This is a genomic window from Devosia litorisediminis (genome assembly GCF_018334155.1).
In the GTDB taxonomy this organism is placed as follows: domain Bacteria; phylum Pseudomonadota; class Alphaproteobacteria; order Rhizobiales; family Devosiaceae; genus Devosia; species Devosia litorisediminis.
Genome location: NZ_JAGXTP010000001.1, coordinates 1,011,419 through 1,026,071 on the forward strand (window position 1 = coordinate 1,011,419; position 14,653 = coordinate 1,026,071).

14 protein-coding genes and 1 tRNA gene are annotated in these 14,653 nt (G+C 61.3%); 11 read left to right on the top strand and 4 right to left on the bottom strand.

Going from position 1 to position 14,653, the window contains the following annotated elements:
* The first annotated feature begins 652 nt into the window (after window positions 1-652).
* The 4 genes from KD146_RS04870 (at window position 653) to cysN (ending at window position 5,139) form a co-directional block, all read left to right on the top strand.
* Window positions 653-1,303 carry a sugar transferase gene (locus KD146_RS04870; RefSeq protein ID WP_427857081.1) on the top strand — a complete coding sequence of 217 codons (651 nt, stop codon included), beginning with the start codon at window positions 653-655 and terminating at the stop codon, window positions 1,301-1,303.
* Window positions 1,304-1,523: 220 nt separating this feature from the next.
* Window positions 1,524-2,315 carry a 3'(2'),5'-bisphosphate nucleotidase CysQ gene (cysQ, locus tag KD146_RS04875; RefSeq protein ID WP_212657609.1) on the top strand — a complete coding sequence of 264 codons (792 nt, stop codon included), beginning with the start codon at window positions 1,524-1,526 and terminating at the stop codon, window positions 2,313-2,315.
* 26 nt (window positions 2,316-2,341) lie between these two features.
* On the top strand, window positions 2,342-3,250 hold the full coding sequence (gene cysD / locus KD146_RS04880) for a sulfate adenylyltransferase subunit CysD (RefSeq protein ID WP_212657610.1): 909 nt from the start codon (window positions 2,342-2,344) through the stop codon (window positions 3,248-3,250).
* Window positions 3,250-5,139: a sulfate adenylyltransferase subunit CysN gene (cysN, locus tag KD146_RS04885; protein WP_212657611.1), complete on the top strand. Its 1,890-nt coding sequence runs from the start codon at window positions 3,250-3,252 to the stop codon at window positions 5,137-5,139. Before cysD ends, cysN begins: the two co-directional genes overlap by 1 nt.
* On the opposite strand, the gene KD146_RS04890 is transcribed toward cysN, so the two are convergent.
* Entirely contained in the window at window positions 5,136-6,353 is a 1,218-nt protein-coding gene (locus KD146_RS04890; RefSeq protein ID WP_212657612.1) for an ROK family protein, read from the bottom strand. The two genes, cysN and KD146_RS04890, sit on opposite strands and share 4 nt — an antisense overlap.
* A gap of 227 nt (window positions 6,354-6,580) precedes the next feature.
* Here KD146_RS04890 and xylF point away from each other — a divergent pair, with 227 nt between their 5' ends.
* From xylF to KD146_RS04925, 7 genes are all read left to right on the top strand, one after another.
* Entirely contained in the window at window positions 6,581-7,621 is a 1,041-nt protein-coding gene (gene xylF, locus KD146_RS04895) for a D-xylose ABC transporter substrate-binding protein (protein WP_212657613.1), read from the top strand.
* A gap of 119 nt (window positions 7,622-7,740) precedes the next feature.
* Window positions 7,741-9,060, top strand: coding sequence for a sugar ABC transporter permease (locus KD146_RS04900; RefSeq protein WP_427857026.1), 1,320 nt, complete (start codon window positions 7,741-7,743; stop codon window positions 9,058-9,060).
* 11 nt (window positions 9,061-9,071) lie between these two features.
* Window positions 9,072-9,854 (top strand): ATP-binding cassette domain-containing protein, encoded by a 783-nt coding sequence (locus KD146_RS04905; RefSeq protein WP_212657614.1) that lies wholly within the window; start codon window positions 9,072-9,074, stop codon window positions 9,852-9,854.
* A 66-nt stretch (window positions 9,855-9,920) separates the two neighbouring features.
* The gene (locus KD146_RS04910; RefSeq protein ID WP_212657615.1) at window positions 9,921-10,553 is read left to right on the top strand and encodes a DUF1345 domain-containing protein; all 633 of its coding nucleotides are present in this window, start codon (window positions 9,921-9,923) and stop codon (window positions 10,551-10,553) included.
* 72 nt (window positions 10,554-10,625) lie between these two features.
* Window positions 10,626-11,753, top strand: a complete 1,128-nt coding sequence (locus KD146_RS04915; RefSeq protein ID WP_212657616.1) for an S-(hydroxymethyl)glutathione dehydrogenase/class III alcohol dehydrogenase — start codon at window positions 10,626-10,628, stop codon at window positions 11,751-11,753.
* A 104-nt stretch (window positions 11,754-11,857) separates the two neighbouring features.
* Window positions 11,858-12,322 (top strand): YaiI/YqxD family protein, encoded by a 465-nt coding sequence (locus KD146_RS04920; RefSeq protein ID WP_212657617.1) that lies wholly within the window; start codon window positions 11,858-11,860, stop codon window positions 12,320-12,322.
* 79 nt (window positions 12,323-12,401) lie between these two features.
* Window positions 12,402-13,286 (top strand): polysaccharide deacetylase family protein, encoded by an 885-nt coding sequence (locus KD146_RS04925; protein ID WP_269368804.1) that lies wholly within the window; start codon window positions 12,402-12,404, stop codon window positions 13,284-13,286.
* On the opposite strand, the gene KD146_RS04930 is transcribed toward KD146_RS04925, so the two are convergent.
* The 3 genes from KD146_RS04930 to KD146_RS04940 all read right to left on the bottom strand — a co-directional run bounded on the left by KD146_RS04930 (window position 13,283) and on the right by KD146_RS04940 (window position 14,608).
* Window positions 13,283-13,675, bottom strand: coding sequence for a hypothetical protein (locus tag KD146_RS04930; protein ID WP_212657618.1), 393 nt, complete (start codon window positions 13,673-13,675; stop codon window positions 13,283-13,285). The genes KD146_RS04925 and KD146_RS04930 overlap by 4 nt on opposite strands.
* Window positions 13,675-14,427 carry a 23S rRNA (guanosine(2251)-2'-O)-methyltransferase RlmB gene (gene rlmB / locus KD146_RS04935; protein ID WP_212657619.1) on the bottom strand — a complete coding sequence of 251 codons (753 nt, stop codon included), beginning with the start codon at window positions 14,425-14,427 and terminating at the stop codon, window positions 13,675-13,677. Before rlmB ends, KD146_RS04930 begins: the two co-directional genes overlap by 1 nt.
* A 96-nt stretch (window positions 14,428-14,523) precedes the next feature.
* Window positions 14,524-14,608: transfer RNA gene (locus KD146_RS04940), tRNA-Tyr, on the bottom strand.
* Between the last annotated feature and the right edge of the window lie 45 nt (window positions 14,609-14,653).

A 14,653-nucleotide genomic window follows, 5' to 3' on the forward strand; every position in this document is an offset into this window, starting at 1 on the left:
ACCAAGCGAGCGCCTCAGAGTTTTCTGAGGCGTAGTTTGCTTGGTGTTGAAAGACCGGTTGGTGGTATGGCGCATCGTTGATGCGTGATGCCGATTAGCGTGGCCACGCCCAGTAGGTGGGACAGTACGTGCTTTCTTGCTGGTTCCGGGACTGGATGCGCGGCGAGCTCAGTTAGTGCTGGCGCCAAATATTGCTGGCGCTTTTGCTGGGTGCGAATCCCATTTTGCGAGTAAAGCTCGCGTCTCGAAAATTCGTTAGTTCATTTTGATGCGTTGCCTGCACTAGAGTGCGGCGGCGTATTTTTTTGATGTGAACGGACAGCTTTTCAATCTGCGTTATATTTCGGCCTTGTGACTAGTTGTTCGGCATTTCTACAATTAACCGCAATGCCAGCTATGCAATTTTTGTGATTGGTCTTTCGGCCTGTTTTGTTATGATGGCGGGGCGGCACTAGTAGAGCGACTACCATACTGTAATGTATAGGTGAGTATCCCGATGGACAGATACGAGCGTGCGGATTACCGGGTCGTTAGTGGTCGTGACCGATTTGGTTACAGTGGTGCCGGTGCATCAGCGCCCGCCATCGAGCTGGACACCACCGAAAAGCCCGCGCGCCGTCAGGTGACCTTGCAGTCCGGCTTGCCGCTGACAATGATGGGCAATGATCCTGCCCCTCAACCCGAGCAGCCGCGCCGTCAGGTCGCGCTGGCAATCAAGAGAATTTTCGATGTTGTGGCCTCGGCTCTTGCGCTGGTGTTGCTGGCGCCGCTCGTGCTCATGGTGGCCATTGCCATCCGCATTGAGAGCCGGGGGCCGGCGCTGTTTCGTCAGAAGCGCGAAGGGCTTCACGGTCATGCCTTTATGGCCTTCAAGTTTCGTTCCATGCGTCTGGAAGTGTGTGATGCCTCAGGGGTTGCCCATACCGTCAAGGGCGATCCACGCATTACGCGGGTGGGGGCATTTCTGCGCAAGACCAGCATTGATGAACTGCCGCAATTGCTCAATGTGCTGATCGGGCAGATGTCGATTGTGGGACCGCGGCCGCACGTGCCGGGCATGCTGGCGGGGCCGCAACCCTATCGAAGCCTTGTGCCCTATTATGATCATCGGCTGAGCATGCTGCCCGGGATTACCGGCTGGGCCCAGGCCAATGGGCTGCGCGGTGATGCGTCCGATCCGGTACAGGCCCGGGCCCGTATCGACCACGACCTGGCCTATATTGAGAACTTCTCGCTCATGCTGGATCTGCGCATTCTGGTGAAGACCATTCAGCAGGAGTTTTTCGGGGGAACAGGCAGCTAATCGTTAATGTCAGCTGCGTGGGGCCGTTGCCCCAAAGACCAGATTGCATCATGCCCTGTTTACGCAAACCCATCATGATGGCGCGGCACCTGCTGGCGGCGCGGTTTTGTGGTGCGCCCGGGTGCTGGTGGACAGAATTGACGATGTGAAGATGGCAGGGGATCGGGCGGCTTTGCGGTGGCCCGGCCTGGCCAGAGGGCCGACAGTCTTGGAGTTGAGTATGGTTGACGTTGTGAAGTTGCTGGATGCGGCCATTGCCGCCGGGGCGGAAATTCTGCGGATTTACGAGACGGATTTTGCGGTCTCGCACAAAAGCGACCAGTCGCCGGTGACCGAGGCCGATATTGCGGCCGAGAAGATCATTGTCGCGCAACTGCAATTGATTGCGCCGGATGTGCCGATCGTGGCCGAAGAAGCGGCCGCGGCCGGGCAGGTGCCGGCGACTGCCGAGCGGTTCTTTCTGGTGGACCCGCTTGATGGCAGCAAGGAATTCATTACCAAGAATGGCGAGTTCACCGTCAATATCGGGCTGATCGAGCACGGCGTGCCGGTGCTGGGCGTGGTGTATGCGCCAGCGCTGGGTCGTATCTGGTGGGGCCAGCGCCAGGAGGGTGCCCATTGCGCCCAGGTGGTGGATGGAGCGTTGCAGGGGCAGCGCAAGATCAGCGTGCGCGAAGCGGCCGAGGCCGGCATTGACGTGGTGGGCAGCCGTTCACATGGCGCCAGTGACACCGATGCGTGGCTGCAGCGCTTTCAGGTTGCCAATTTCGTGCCGGCTGGCTCCTCGCTCAAATTCTGCCTTGTCGCTTCGGGGGAGGCCGATCTGTACCCTCGTCTTGGGCGCACCATGGAGTGGGATACGGCCGCCGGGGACGCGATCCTGCGGGCTGCCGGTGGTCGGGTGCAGACGGTGTCCGGCGATGTGCTGTGCTACGGCAAGCGCAATCAGGGGCATGACACGGACTTTGCCAATCCGCATTTCGTCGCGTTTGGCGATCCCAATCTGGCTTAGGCCACACTGATCTCCGGAGCTTTATCATGGCGCATGAGCGGATGACCCATTTGCAGTCTCTCGAGGCTGAGAGCATTGAGATTTTGCGGGAGGTTGCCGCCAGCTTTGAGCGGCCGGTGATGATGTATTCGATCGGCAAGGATTCCAGCGTCCTGCTGCATCTGGCGCGCAAGGCGTTTTATCCCTCCAAGATCCCGTTTCCGCTGCTGCATGTGAACACCACCTGGAAGTTCGCCGAGATGATCGCGTTTCGCGATGCGATGGCGGACAAGCATGGCTTCGAGCTGATCAGCCATACCAATCCCGAGGGTCTGGCGGCCAATATCAATCCGTTCGAGCATGGCTCCTCGCGCTATACCGACATCATGAAGACCCAGGCGCTGCGTCAGGCGCTCAACGCCGGGCAGTATGATGCCGCGATTGGCGGGGCGCGGCGCGACGAGGAGAAGAGCCGGGCCAAGGAGCGCATCTTCTCGCACCGCAATGCCAGCCATGCCTGGGACCCCAAGAACCAGCGGCCCGAGCTGTGGCGGGTGTTCAACACGCGGCTGAACCCCGGCGAGAGCATGCGGGTGTTCCCGATCAGCAACTGGACCGAGCTGGACGTGTGGACCTACATCTATGCCGAGGGGATCGAACTGCCCTCGCTTTATTTTGCCAAGCCCCGCCCTGTGGTGGAACGCTCGGGCACGCTGATTATGGTCGATGACGCGCGCATGCCGCTGGAGCCGGGCGAGACTGCGCGCATGGAAATGGTGCGGTTCCGCACGCTGGGCTGCTATCCGCTGACCGGGGCGATCCGCTCCGATGCGGCCGATCTGGCCTCGATCATCATGGAGATGCAGGCCAGCCGGACCTCGGAGCGCGAAGGGCGGCTGATCGACAGCGACAGCGTGGGTTCGATGGAAAAGAAGAAGCAGGAAGGGTATTTCTGATGGATATCTCAGTGAACCCCGATACCGATATCGCCCTGTGGCTGCGCCAGCAGACCGACAAGTCGATGCTGCGCTTTCTGACCTGCGGCAGCGTTGACGATGGCAAGTCCACGCTGATCGGGCGGCTGCTCTATGACAGCCAGCTGATCCTGGATGACCAGTTGGCGAGCCTGAAAAAGGAAAGCCATAACCGCCATGTGGGCGATGAGGGGATCGACTTCTCGCTGCTGGTGGACGGGCTGACCGCCGAGCGCGAGCAGGGCATCACCATTGACGTGGCCTATCGGTTCTTTTCCACCGACAAGCGCAAGTTCATCGTCGCCGATACGCCGGGCCATGAGCAATATACCCGCAATATGGCGACCGGGGCGTCCAATGCCGATCTGGCGCTGGTGCTGATCGATGCGCGCAAGGGCGTGCTGACCCAGACCCGCCGACACAGCTTCATCCTGTCGCTGATCGGGGTCAAGCATGTGGTGCTGGTGGTCAACAAGATCGATCTGGTCGATTACGATCAGGGCGTGTTTGACCGTATTGTTGCTGAATATCGCGCCTTTGCCGCGCCGCTGGGGTTCAAGACGCTGGAGGCCATTCCGGTCTCGGCGCTGCGCGGCGACAACATGCTGAGCCAAAGCCCGCGCACGCCCTGGTATGATGGCGCAGCGCTGGTGCCCTATCTTGAAGCCATTGATGTCAGCGAAGACCGCAGCGCCCAGCAGTTCCGCTTTCCGGTGCAATGGGTCAACCGGCCCAATCTGGATTTCCGGGGCTTTTCGGGAACGGTGGCGTCAGGGGCCATTGCCGTGGGCGATGAGGTGCTGATTGCCTCCTCGCGCAAACCGGCCGTGGTCAGTCGCATCGTTACCATGGATGGTGATCTGGACCATGCCCAGGCGGGGCAGGCGGTGACGCTGGTGCTTGATCGCGAGGTCGATATCTCGCGCGGCGATGTGCTGTCGCGTCCCGGCGAGACGCCGGAATATTCCAACCAGTTCCAGGCCCGCGTGGTGTGGATGGCCGAGGAATCGGCGTTTGTGGGGCGCTCCTATCTGCTCAAGGTGGGCGCGCAGATGGTGCCGGCCACCATTACCGATCTCAAATTCCGCACCAATGTGAACACGCTCGAGCAGACCGCAGCGACCAAGGTCGACCTCAATGAAGTGGCCACGCTGACCATTGCCACGGACAAGCCCATCGCCTTTGACAGCTATGCCAGCAATGGGTTGACCGGCGGGTTCATTCTGGTGGACCGGCTGACCAATGCAACGCTGGGGGCCGGGACCATCGATTTTGGTCTGCGCCGGGCGCAGAACCTGACCTATCAGTCGTTCGATGTGAACCGCGATGTGCGCGCTGCCATGAAGGGGCAGACCGCCCGCATCGTCTGGTTTACCGGACTGTCGGGTTCGGGCAAGTCCTCGATCGCCAATCTGCTGGAAAAGCGGCTGACCGCCGAAGGCCGCCACGCCTATATTCTGGATGGCGACAATGTGCGGCACGGGCTGAACCGGGATCTGGGCTTTACCGAAGCGGCGCGCGTGGAAAACATCCGCCGCGTGGCCGAAGTGGCCCGGCTGATGGCCGATGCCGGCCTGATCGTGCTGGTCTCGTTCATCTCGCCGTTCCGCAATGAACGGCGGCTGGCGCGCGAGATCGCCGGCGATATCGACTTTGTCGAGGTCTATGTCGACACGCCCATCGAGGTGTGCGAAGCGCGCGATCCCAAGGGACTGTACAAGCGCGCCCGGGCCGGGGAGATCGCCAACTTCACCGGCATTGACAGCCCGTTCGAAGAACCCAGCCAGCCCGAACTGATCCTGCACGGCGCCGAACACGAACCCACAATCCTGGCCGACCAGCTCCACGACTGGCTCGCGGGGAAGGTCTAGGCCAGGCCGGCAAAGTCGCTCTGGTCGATATCGTTGAGGGTCTTCATCATCAGGCCCTGAAAGATGGGTTCCTTTTCGTCGCGATGCGCGACGATTTCGGGCATGCCGTTGACGCGGCAGATCAGGGCACTGCTCAGTGCGGCGCTGATCTCGGCCTGCATCAGCGGGAAGGCGCGCGCGCCGGGTCCGACAATCAAGATGTGGGCGGGGTCGAAGACGGCCATCATGCGGCTCAGGCCAAAGCCGATAGCGCGTCCGGCCTGATTAAATGCGTGGGTAGCACTACGATCACCGCTCTGGGCGCGGGCGATCAGGCCTTCATATTCATGGGCCGGGACAGCGGGGGCCGGGGTGGCGGTTTCGGGGACCGAATAGGCGGCACGCAGCACGCCATAATCGGCGGCATAGGCCTCAACGCAACCCCGCATGCCGCAGCGGCACAAGGCGCCATTGGGAATGTGGTTCATGTGGCCGAATTCGGTTGCACCCTCATCGCTGCGGCCCAGGATCTGGCCGCGGAAGGTCATGCCCATGGCGACCGTGGAGCCAACAAAGACGGTGGCAACGCTGGCATCGTGCAGGGCAGGGTCGAGCCAGCGCGCGCCTTCCGCCAGCAACCGTCCGCGCTTGTAAAGCGTAACGGGCAGGGCGAGGCGGTCGGCCAGTTCGGCGCCGAAGGGTTTGCCCGCAAGGTGAGCGATGGGTGACCACTTCAGACCATGGGCCGAGCGGTCGAGAATCCCCTGCACGGAAATGGCGATCCGGCGAATTTCGGGGCCTTCTTCGGCATTGCGGCTTCTCAGGTGCTCCAGGCGTTCGGCGAGATAGTCCGTTGGCGAGGTCTCCAGGAAGGTGGTGGGGGTGATCGGGTTTTCGATCCGGTCGATCAGCACCCCGCCGTAATCGACCAGCGACAGACGAACGCGATTGACGTCGAGTTCGAGCAGCGCGGCCGCGCCGATAGTGCGATTGAAGCCCACCAGGGTAGCTGGACGACCACGTGCGCGCGCATCCGTCCGTTCGACCGCCGTCAGTTCGGTGATGACGGACTGGGCAATCAGGTCGTGGGTGATCGCGGTAATGCTGGCGTGACTGAGCCCGGTTGCCGCCGCCAAAGCGGTGCGCGAGAGCGGGCCCTGCACGCGCAGGGCGCCCAGCACCAAGCCCCGGTTCTGTCGCCGGACGCTGTCGCTATCGCTGACGTTTCGCGCCAAGCAATCGTCTCCTCACCTCAGGTCGCAACACACCATTCCTTGTCCGATATCGCAAACTGTATTTATTTCAGGTTGCGAAATTGATGTTGACTCAAATGCCGTGCCTATGCGACTTCTTTTTTCGAGCAGTGAAATTAATGCTCAGGGCGCCGGTGGAGGGGGCCCGCTGGGGTCAAACCACCGGCACGAATGTGGGCAGGAGGACTGGCCCACGAGGGAGGACTGACATGAATAAGTTTCTAACGGTAATGCTGTGCACGACCGTCATCTCCGGCTTTGCCGGCATGGCTCACGCAGCCGACGTTGTCGTCGGTGTGTCGTGGAATAATTTTCAGGAAGAACGCTGGAAAACTGATGAGGGTGCCATCAAGGCTGTGCTCGACGCTGCTGGCGCCAAGTACATTTCGTCTGATGCCCAGTCGTCCGCTTCCAAGCAGCTGACTGACATCGAAAGCCTGATCAGTCAGGGTGCCAATGCCATCATCGTGCTGGCGCAGGACAGTGAGGCCGTTGGCCCCGCCGTGGCTGCTGCTGTCGCCGAAGGTATTGCCGTGGTTGGTTATGACCGGCTGATCGAAAATCCAGATGCGTTCTACCTGACCTTTGACAATAAGGAAGTGGGCCGTCTGCAGGCTGCCGGCGTCGCCGCTGTCCAGCCTGAAGGCAATTACGTCTTCATCAAGGGCAATTCGGCAGATCCCAATGCGGACTTCCTGTTTGCCGGTCAGACGGAAGTGCTGCAGGCCGGTATCGATTCCGGCGCGATCAAGAATGTCGGCGAAGCCTATACCGACAACTGGAACCCAGAAGTCGCTCAGGCGAACATGGAACAGTTCCTGACCGCCAATAACAACGAAGTCGATGCTGTCGTGGCGTCCAATGACGGTACTGCTGGCGGCGCCATTGCTGCGCTGGCCGCGCAGGGTCTTGCCGGATCGGTGCCGGTTTCGGGTCAGGATGGCGATCACGCCGCTCTGAACCGCATTGCATTGGGCACCCAGACGGTTTCGGTCTGGAAAGACGCTCGCGAACTGGGCAAGAAGGCCGCTGAAGTGGCACTCGAGCTGGCCGGCGGTACTGCGCTTGATGGCGTGACTGGTGTCGTGCCGTTCGCTGGTGGGCCCAAGGGCGTGGCGATGAATGCGTTCTTCATCGCGCCTGTTGCCGTCACCAAGGATAACCTCAACGTCGTTATCGACGCTGGTTGGGTGTCCAAGGATGTCGTGTGTCAGGGTGTAGCAGCCGGTTCGGTTGCTGCCTGCGACTAAGCCCGAGGCGCAATAGTCTCAAATAAGGTAGTGCCGCGGCGTTCGCGCTGCGGCACTGTCATACAGGGTCGGTGCCGCCCGTAACGGGGCCGGGCGCCTTGCCTTTGGGGAGAATTCTCTTGGCTGATCAGTCTGCCATTCAAAATACCGTTCATCCCAGCTCCAATGTGCGCAATCCGCTGCAGCGGTTTCTGCTCGCGACCGAGCTGGATACGCGCCTGCTGGGCATGGTCGGCGCGCTGGCCATCATCTGGATCGGCTTTCATGTGTTTTCCGGCGGGTTGTTTCTAACACCCCGCAATCTCTGGAATTTGTCGGTACAAACGGCCTCGGTGGCCGTGATGGTCACCGGCATGGTGCTGGTGATCGTCACTCGCAATATCGACCTGTCGGTTGGCTCCATTCTTGGCCTGGTGGCCATGGTGATGGGCGTGATGCAGACCGATATTCTGCCCAATCAATTGGGGCTAGGGCTGGGGCATCCGCTGATCTGGGTGCTCTCGCTGGGCATGGGCCTGCTCACCGGCGTGGCCATTGGCGCCTTGCAGGGCAGCATTATTGCCTATCTGCGCGTGCCGGCCTTCATCGTGACACTGGGTGGCTATCTGGTGTGGCGCGGCGCGGCCTGGTGGGTGACCATGGGGCGGACCGTGGCACCTATGGATCCGATCTTCCAGTTGATGGGCGGCGGTCCGACCGGTTCGGTGGGCGAGCTGTGGAGCTGGGTCGTTGGTGTGCTGGCCTGTGCTGCCATTCTGGTCATGCTGTATTTTGGTCGTCGGCAGCGCCTGCGGTTCAATTTTCCGCTGCGTCCGGTCTGGGCCGAAGCGTCACTGGCCGTTATGGGCTGTAGCCTCGCCATCGGCGCGGTGTGGGTGGCCAATTCCTATCCCTGGCCGATCCGGATTGCCGAGAACTATGCTGAAGCCAATGGCATGGCCGTGCCCGAGGGCGGGCTGTTCATTGCGCATGGCATCGCCATCCCGGTGCTGATCGCGCTGGGCGTGGGTGTGGTGATGACCTTCATTTCGACCCGGACGCGCTTTGGCCGTTATGTGTTCGCCATGGGTGGCAATCCCGAGGCGGCCGAACTGGCCGGCATCAATACGCGCTGGGTGACGGTCAAGATCTTCATGCTGATGGGGGCGCTGTGCGCCATCGCAGCGGCGATCTCGTCGGCCCGCCTGAACGCGGCGACCAATGCCATGGGCACGCTTGATGAGCTCTATGTCATCGCTGCGGCAGTGATCGGTGGCACCTCACTGGCAGGCGGCGTGGGCACGATTGCCGGCGCCCTGCTGGGTGCGCTGGTCATGCAGTCGCTGCAGTCCGGCATGGTGCTGATGGGGCTCGACAGTCCGTTGCAGTCGATCGTGGTCGGCATGGTTCTCGTCTTTGCGGTGTGGCTCGATACGCTCTACCGCCGTAACAAACACTAGGAGTCCTTGAGATGCTGGACACCAGAACGCCGCTTGTGGAAATGAACGACATTTCCATCTCCTTCGGTGGCATCCGCGCCGTGGACCACGCCTCCATCGACCTGTTTCCGGGCGAAGTAGTGGGGCTGCTGGGCCATAATGGCGCCGGCAAGTCGACACTGATCAAGATCCTGTCGGGCGCCTATAAGCGCGATGCCGGCTCGATCCGGATCAATGGCGAAGACGCCACGATCAACAATCCGCGCGATGCCAAAGGCTATGGGATCGAAACGATCTATCAGCAGCTGGCCGTGGCCGACAATGTCGATGCCGCTGCCAATCTGTTCCTGGGTCGCGAGATCACCACAGCCATCGGCACGCTTGACGATGCGGCCATGGAATCCAAGGCGCGCGAAGTCATGGGGCGGCTCAACCCCAATTTCCGCCGCTTCAAGGAGCCGGTAAAGGCGCTGTCGGGCGGTCAACGCCAGTCGGTGGCGATTGCCCGGGCCATCCTGTTCAATGCGCGCATCCTGATCATGGATGAGCCCACGGCGGCGCTGGGCCCGCAGGAAACCACCCAGGTGGGTGATCTGATCAAGCAGCTGAAATCGGACGGCATCGGCATCTTCCTGATCAGCCACGACATTCATGACGTGTTCGATCTGGCCGACCGCGTGGTGGTGATGAAGAACGGGCAGGTCGTAGGCAGCGCCAAGACCAGCGACGTGACCAAGGATGAAGTGCTCGGCATGATCATTCTGGGCAAGGTGCCCGCAGGCGCGACGCCGGGGCCGGGGGCCTTGCAGGACTAGGGCAGGGCTGGACAAAGGCCTGAGACTGGCGCTGAAGTCAGTCCAGGTCCTTGTCCGGAGTGTCGCATGTTCCACCACCGCCACCGCGTCTTCTACATCGCCATGCTGGTGGGTGTTGTGGTGGCGACATTGACGGGCTGGCTGTTTCCAAACTGGGCCGTCACCGCATCGGCTGTGGCGTTTTTCGGCAGCTATCTGGCACAGGCTGCGGTGCGCCTGCCGGGGTTGAGCGCCGGTTATCTCAAGGCTCACGCCGACGAGGCCGATGTGCCGATGGGCGCGATCTTCCTGATTACCGTATTGATCGTGGGGGTCTGCGTGGTGTCACTGTTTCTGGTGATCAATTCACCGCAGGAGCACGACACGGCGCAGCTGGTGCTCAGCATGATCGCCGTGGTGCTGGGCTGGTTCGTGGTGCACACCATGGCGACCTATCACTATGCGTTTGAGTACTACGAGGGCGGGCAGGACGGTGCTGTCGCGGGCGGGCTGGATTTCCCCGGTGGTGGTGAGCCCGATGGTGTGGCGTTCCTCTATTTCGCCTATGTCATCGGCATGACGGCGCAGGTGGCCGACGTTGCGATCACTGCAAACCGCATGCGGCGGCTTGTACTGATCCACAGCGTGTTCTCTTTCTTTTTCAATACGGTGATCGTGGCGGCGACGGTCAATGTCGTGGTTTCCATCGGCGCGAATTGAACACTGGCCGGTTGCCGCCAAGGCCGCGGGCGTGCCAAACCTTGGGTCAATTGATCCAGGGAGAATCTCATCATGAAGACCCGCGCCGCCGTCGCCTTTGAAGCTGGCAAGCCGCTCGAAATCGTCGAAGTCGATCTTGAAGGCCCCAAGGCTGGCGAGGTTCTGATCGAGATCAAGGCGACCGGTATTTGCCACACCGATGACTTCACCCTGTCAGGCGCCGACCCCGAGGGACTGTTTCCCGCCATTCTGGGCCATGAAGGCGCAGGCGTGGTGGTCGATGTCGGGCCGGGGGTGACCAGCCTGAAAAAGGGTGACCATGTCATTCCTCTCTACACGCCGGAATGCCGTGAGTGCTATTCGTGCCTGTCGGGCAAGACCAATCTGTGCACCGCCATCCGCGCGACCCAGGGGCAGGGATTGATGCCCGACGGTACCTCGCGCTTTTCGCTCAATGGCAAGCCGATCTTTCACTATATGGGCTGCTCGACCTTTTCGAATTTCACGGTGCTGCCCGAAATTGCGGTTGCCAAGATCGACGCGTCGGCGGCGTTCGACAAGGTCTGTTATGTCGGCTGCGGTGTGACCACAGGCGTGGGGGCGGTGATCAACACGGCCAAGGTCGAGATCGGGTCGACCGCCGTGGTGTTCGGATTGGGCGGCATTGGTCTGAACGTGATCCAGGGTCTGCGTCTGGCGGGCGCGGACATGATCATTGGTGTCGACATCAACAATGACAAAAAGAGCTGGGGCGAGCGCTTCGGCATGACCCACTTCGTCAATCCCAAGGAAATCGAGGGCGATGTGGTGCCTCATCTGGTCAACATGACCAAGCGGCGCGGCGATCTGATCGGCGGGGCCGATTACACTTTCGATTGCACCGGCAATACCACGGTGATGCGCCAGGCGCTCGAATGCAGCCATCGCGGCTGGGGCAAGTCGGTGGTGATCGGCGTGGCCGGCGCGGGCAAGGAGATCGCCACACGACCGTTCCAGCTGGTCACCGGCCGCACCTGGATGGGTACGGCCTTTGGCGGCGCCAAGGGTCGCACCGATGTGCCAAAAATCGTCGACTGGTATCTCGACGGCAAGATCGAGATCGATCCGATGATCACCCATACGCTGCGTCTGGAAGACATCAACAAGGGCTTTGAGATGATGCATTCGGGCGAAAGCATCCGTAGCGTCGTGGTGTACTAGGCTCGGCGCCGATCCGTCACGTTGCTGTCCAGTGCAGCGTGACGGGTGTTGTTTTGGAAGAGCCGGACAACCCAGCCAGCCGCTCAGACCAGATTGGAAACGCCTTGCCTGACCCCACCATTTTTGTTGATGCTGATGCCTGCCCGGTCAAGGGGGAGGCCATGAAGGTGGCCGAGCGGCTGGGGCTGGTCGTCACGCTGGTCAGCAATGGCGGGATCCGGCCATCGCGGGACCCCATGATCAAGGTCGTGGTGGTGCCTGCGGGGGCTGACGCCGCTGATGACTGGATCGTGGACCAGGCGGCGCCCAATGATATCGTGCTCACGGCCGATATTCCGCTGGCCAGTCGGTCAATCGACAAGGGGTGTCACGTTCTGGGATTTAGCGGCAAACCTTTCACGCCAGCCTCGATCGGCATGGCGCTGGCGATGCGCGATCTGAACCAGCATCTGCGCGAAACGGGGGAGTCCAAGGGCTATAATGCCGGCTTCACGCCCGCTGATCGCTCAGCGTTTCTGAGCGCTCTGGACACGCTGGGGCGACGGGCTAAGTCGTTGACAGGTAAGTAATCCTTAAGATTTCGCGAGGGGAATGTTAACCATAATGGGCAAGAACTAAGTGTAATTTCAATTACACCGAGTTCAGTTCGTGTCCCTTTCCCGTTTTGCTATGTCGCTGGTGGTGTTGGGCGTGATGCTGGGCGGGTGTGCCAAGCCACCGGCGGACAAGAGCCTGATGGCCTATTCGGCCAGGGCGGTTTCCAACGAGGTGACCGGCTCGATTATCCAGGCCTCACAGCCGATCACCGCGCAGCCCATGCCCGAGCGGATTTTCGCCTCGAGCCGGCTGGGTGGGCGGACACTGGCCGTTGGGTCCACGGCCGATATCATCCTGCGCCCGGGCGAGGTTGTGCTGACCTTTGACGATGGCCCGCGCGCCGGCAAGACCAATGAAATCCTGGCAACGCTGGACGATTTCGGGGTCAAGGCGACATTCCTGATGCTGGGCTCGGCCGCCCAGTCCAATCCTAAGCTGGCGCAGCAGGTTGCGCTTAATGGGCATACGGTGGGCAGCCACACCTTCAACCATGTTGATCTGGGCAGTCTGGACCGGCAGGAAGCGCTCGACGAGATCGCCAAGGGGGAGCGCGCAGTGTCGCGGGCCCTGGCAGGTGCAGGGCAACGCCTGTCGCCCTTCTTCCGGTTTCCCTATCTTTCCCAGACCGGTTTCCTGCGCACCAATCTGATGCAGGGCAGTACCATCGTTCTGGATGTGGATATCGACAGCAAGGACTACTATAAGGATAGCGCCGCCACGGTGGCCCAGCGCACGCTGGAGCGGCTCGAGAAGCGCGGTAGCGGCATTGTGCTGTTCCACGACATTCATGCGCGCACCGTGGCCATGCTGCCCGACTTTCTGTCGGCGCTGGAGCAGGGCGGCTATTCGGTGGTGCGGCTGGTGCCCAAGGATACCGGTGTGTTCGGGCGTGACGTGATCACGGCTGATGCGCCCGAACTGCGCGGCGCGCTCTAGTCTTCCTCGGCGTCCTCAACATCGGTTAGATAGACCGAGATTTCGATATCAATGCCATGCGCGGCAATTGCCGCTGCCGCATGGGCGGGCAGGCGGGCCGACATGGCCTCGCCGTGCTCGGGATAGTCAAAGGCGATATCAAGAACTGCCTTGCCGATGCGGCGGTCTTGGAGCATGGCGGCGATGGTCGGCCCCGAGCGTTCGGCCAGTTCGAGCAGGCCGCGCACCGGGTTGCTCACCGGCACATCCACCTGCGCGTAATGGCTGGCCTCGGCGTCTTCGGGCTCAAAGCGGCTGGTGAGCTGTTTGAGCGCGGTGTCGAGCTCGGCCTGGGCCAGTGTAACGCCCGACAGGCGCAGGGCGATGGCAAAGGGCTCAAATGTGCTCATCAGGACCGTCCGGCAGTGGCCGCAAACAGAGCAATGGCAGCGGCGTTGGAAACGTTGAGCGACTTGATCGGGCCGGGCATGTCGAGCTTGACCATCTCGTCGCAGAGTTCGCGGGTGCGCTGACGCAGGCCCTTGCCCTCGGCACCCATGACAATTGCCATGGGCTGATTGTCGGTGCGCGGCTTGAGCTGAAGTTCTGATTCAGAATCAAAGCCGAGCACTAACATGCCGCGTGCCTTGAGCTTTTCGAGCGCGTCGCCCAGATTGCGCACTTCAATCATCGGCACCAGATCCAGTGCGCCCGAGGCCGATTTGGCCATCACGCCGGTTTCGCGCGGCGAGTGCCGGGCCGTGGTGATCACGGCATCGGCGCCAAAGGCACAAGCGGTGCGCAGAATGGCACCGACATTGTGGGGATCGGTGATCTGATCGAGCACCACCACCAGTTGCAGCGGATTGACGTCCTCAAGCTTGAAGCGGCTGACAGGGTCAACTTCAAGGGCGGCACCCTGATGCACCGCATCTTCGCCCAGCAGACGGTCCAGTTCCTTGGGCGTGGTTTCCTTGACGGTCACCTTGCCGATTTCGCCGGTTTCCTTGAGACGGTTCAGCGCATTGGGCGTTGCCAGCAGCACCTTCTTGATGCGGTCAGCATTGTCCAGCGCGGCGCGCACGGTGTGCAGGCCATACAGATAGACCGGACCGTCATCGGGATTGTAGCGCGGCTTGGGCGGAAATTTATTGAAGCTCATGAGCTTTGCGTAGCGCCTTTGCGCGATGCCAGCAAGCGGCTCGCCTGCGCAGATGCGCCAGGAAGCTGATTTTGGCCATTCTGGAGGGAAGGGCGATGGTGGAGGGGACTGGATTCGAACCAGTGTACGCTAAGCGGTCAGATTTACAGTCTGATGGATTTAACCACTCTCCCACCCCTCCACAACAACGTCGCTTGGGTAGGATGACGCTGCGCCGAGGCGCGTC

What these genes read in the sequence shown, in the direction of transcription:
- KD146_RS04870 (WP_427857081.1), top strand. Translation starts at nt 653, where the DNA reads ATGATGGGCAATGATCCTGCCCCTCAACCCGAGCAGCCGCGCCGTCAG.
- cysQ (WP_212657609.1), top strand. Translation starts at nt 1,524, where the DNA reads ATGGTTGACGTTGTGAAGTTGCTGGATGCGGCCATTGCCGCCGGGGCG.
- cysD (WP_212657610.1), top strand. Translation starts at nt 2,342, where the DNA reads ATGGCGCATGAGCGGATGACCCATTTGCAGTCTCTCGAGGCTGAGAGC.
- cysN (WP_212657611.1), top strand. Translation starts at nt 3,250, where the DNA reads ATGGATATCTCAGTGAACCCCGATACCGATATCGCCCTGTGGCTGCGC.
- xylF (WP_212657613.1), top strand. Translation starts at nt 6,581, where the DNA reads ATGAATAAGTTTCTAACGGTAATGCTGTGCACGACCGTCATCTCCGGC.
- KD146_RS04905 (WP_212657614.1), top strand. Translation starts at nt 9,072, where the DNA reads ATGCTGGACACCAGAACGCCGCTTGTGGAAATGAACGACATTTCCATC.
- KD146_RS04910 (WP_212657615.1), top strand. Translation starts at nt 9,921, where the DNA reads ATGTTCCACCACCGCCACCGCGTCTTCTACATCGCCATGCTGGTGGGT.
- KD146_RS04915 (WP_212657616.1), top strand. Translation starts at nt 10,626, where the DNA reads ATGAAGACCCGCGCCGCCGTCGCCTTTGAAGCTGGCAAGCCGCTCGAA.
- KD146_RS04930 (WP_212657618.1), bottom strand. Translation starts at nt 13,675, where the DNA reads ATGAGCACATTTGAGCCCTTTGCCATCGCCCTGCGCCTGTCGGGCGTT.
- rlmB (WP_212657619.1), bottom strand. Translation starts at nt 14,427, where the DNA reads ATGAGCTTCAATAAATTTCCGCCCAAGCCGCGCTACAATCCCGATGAC.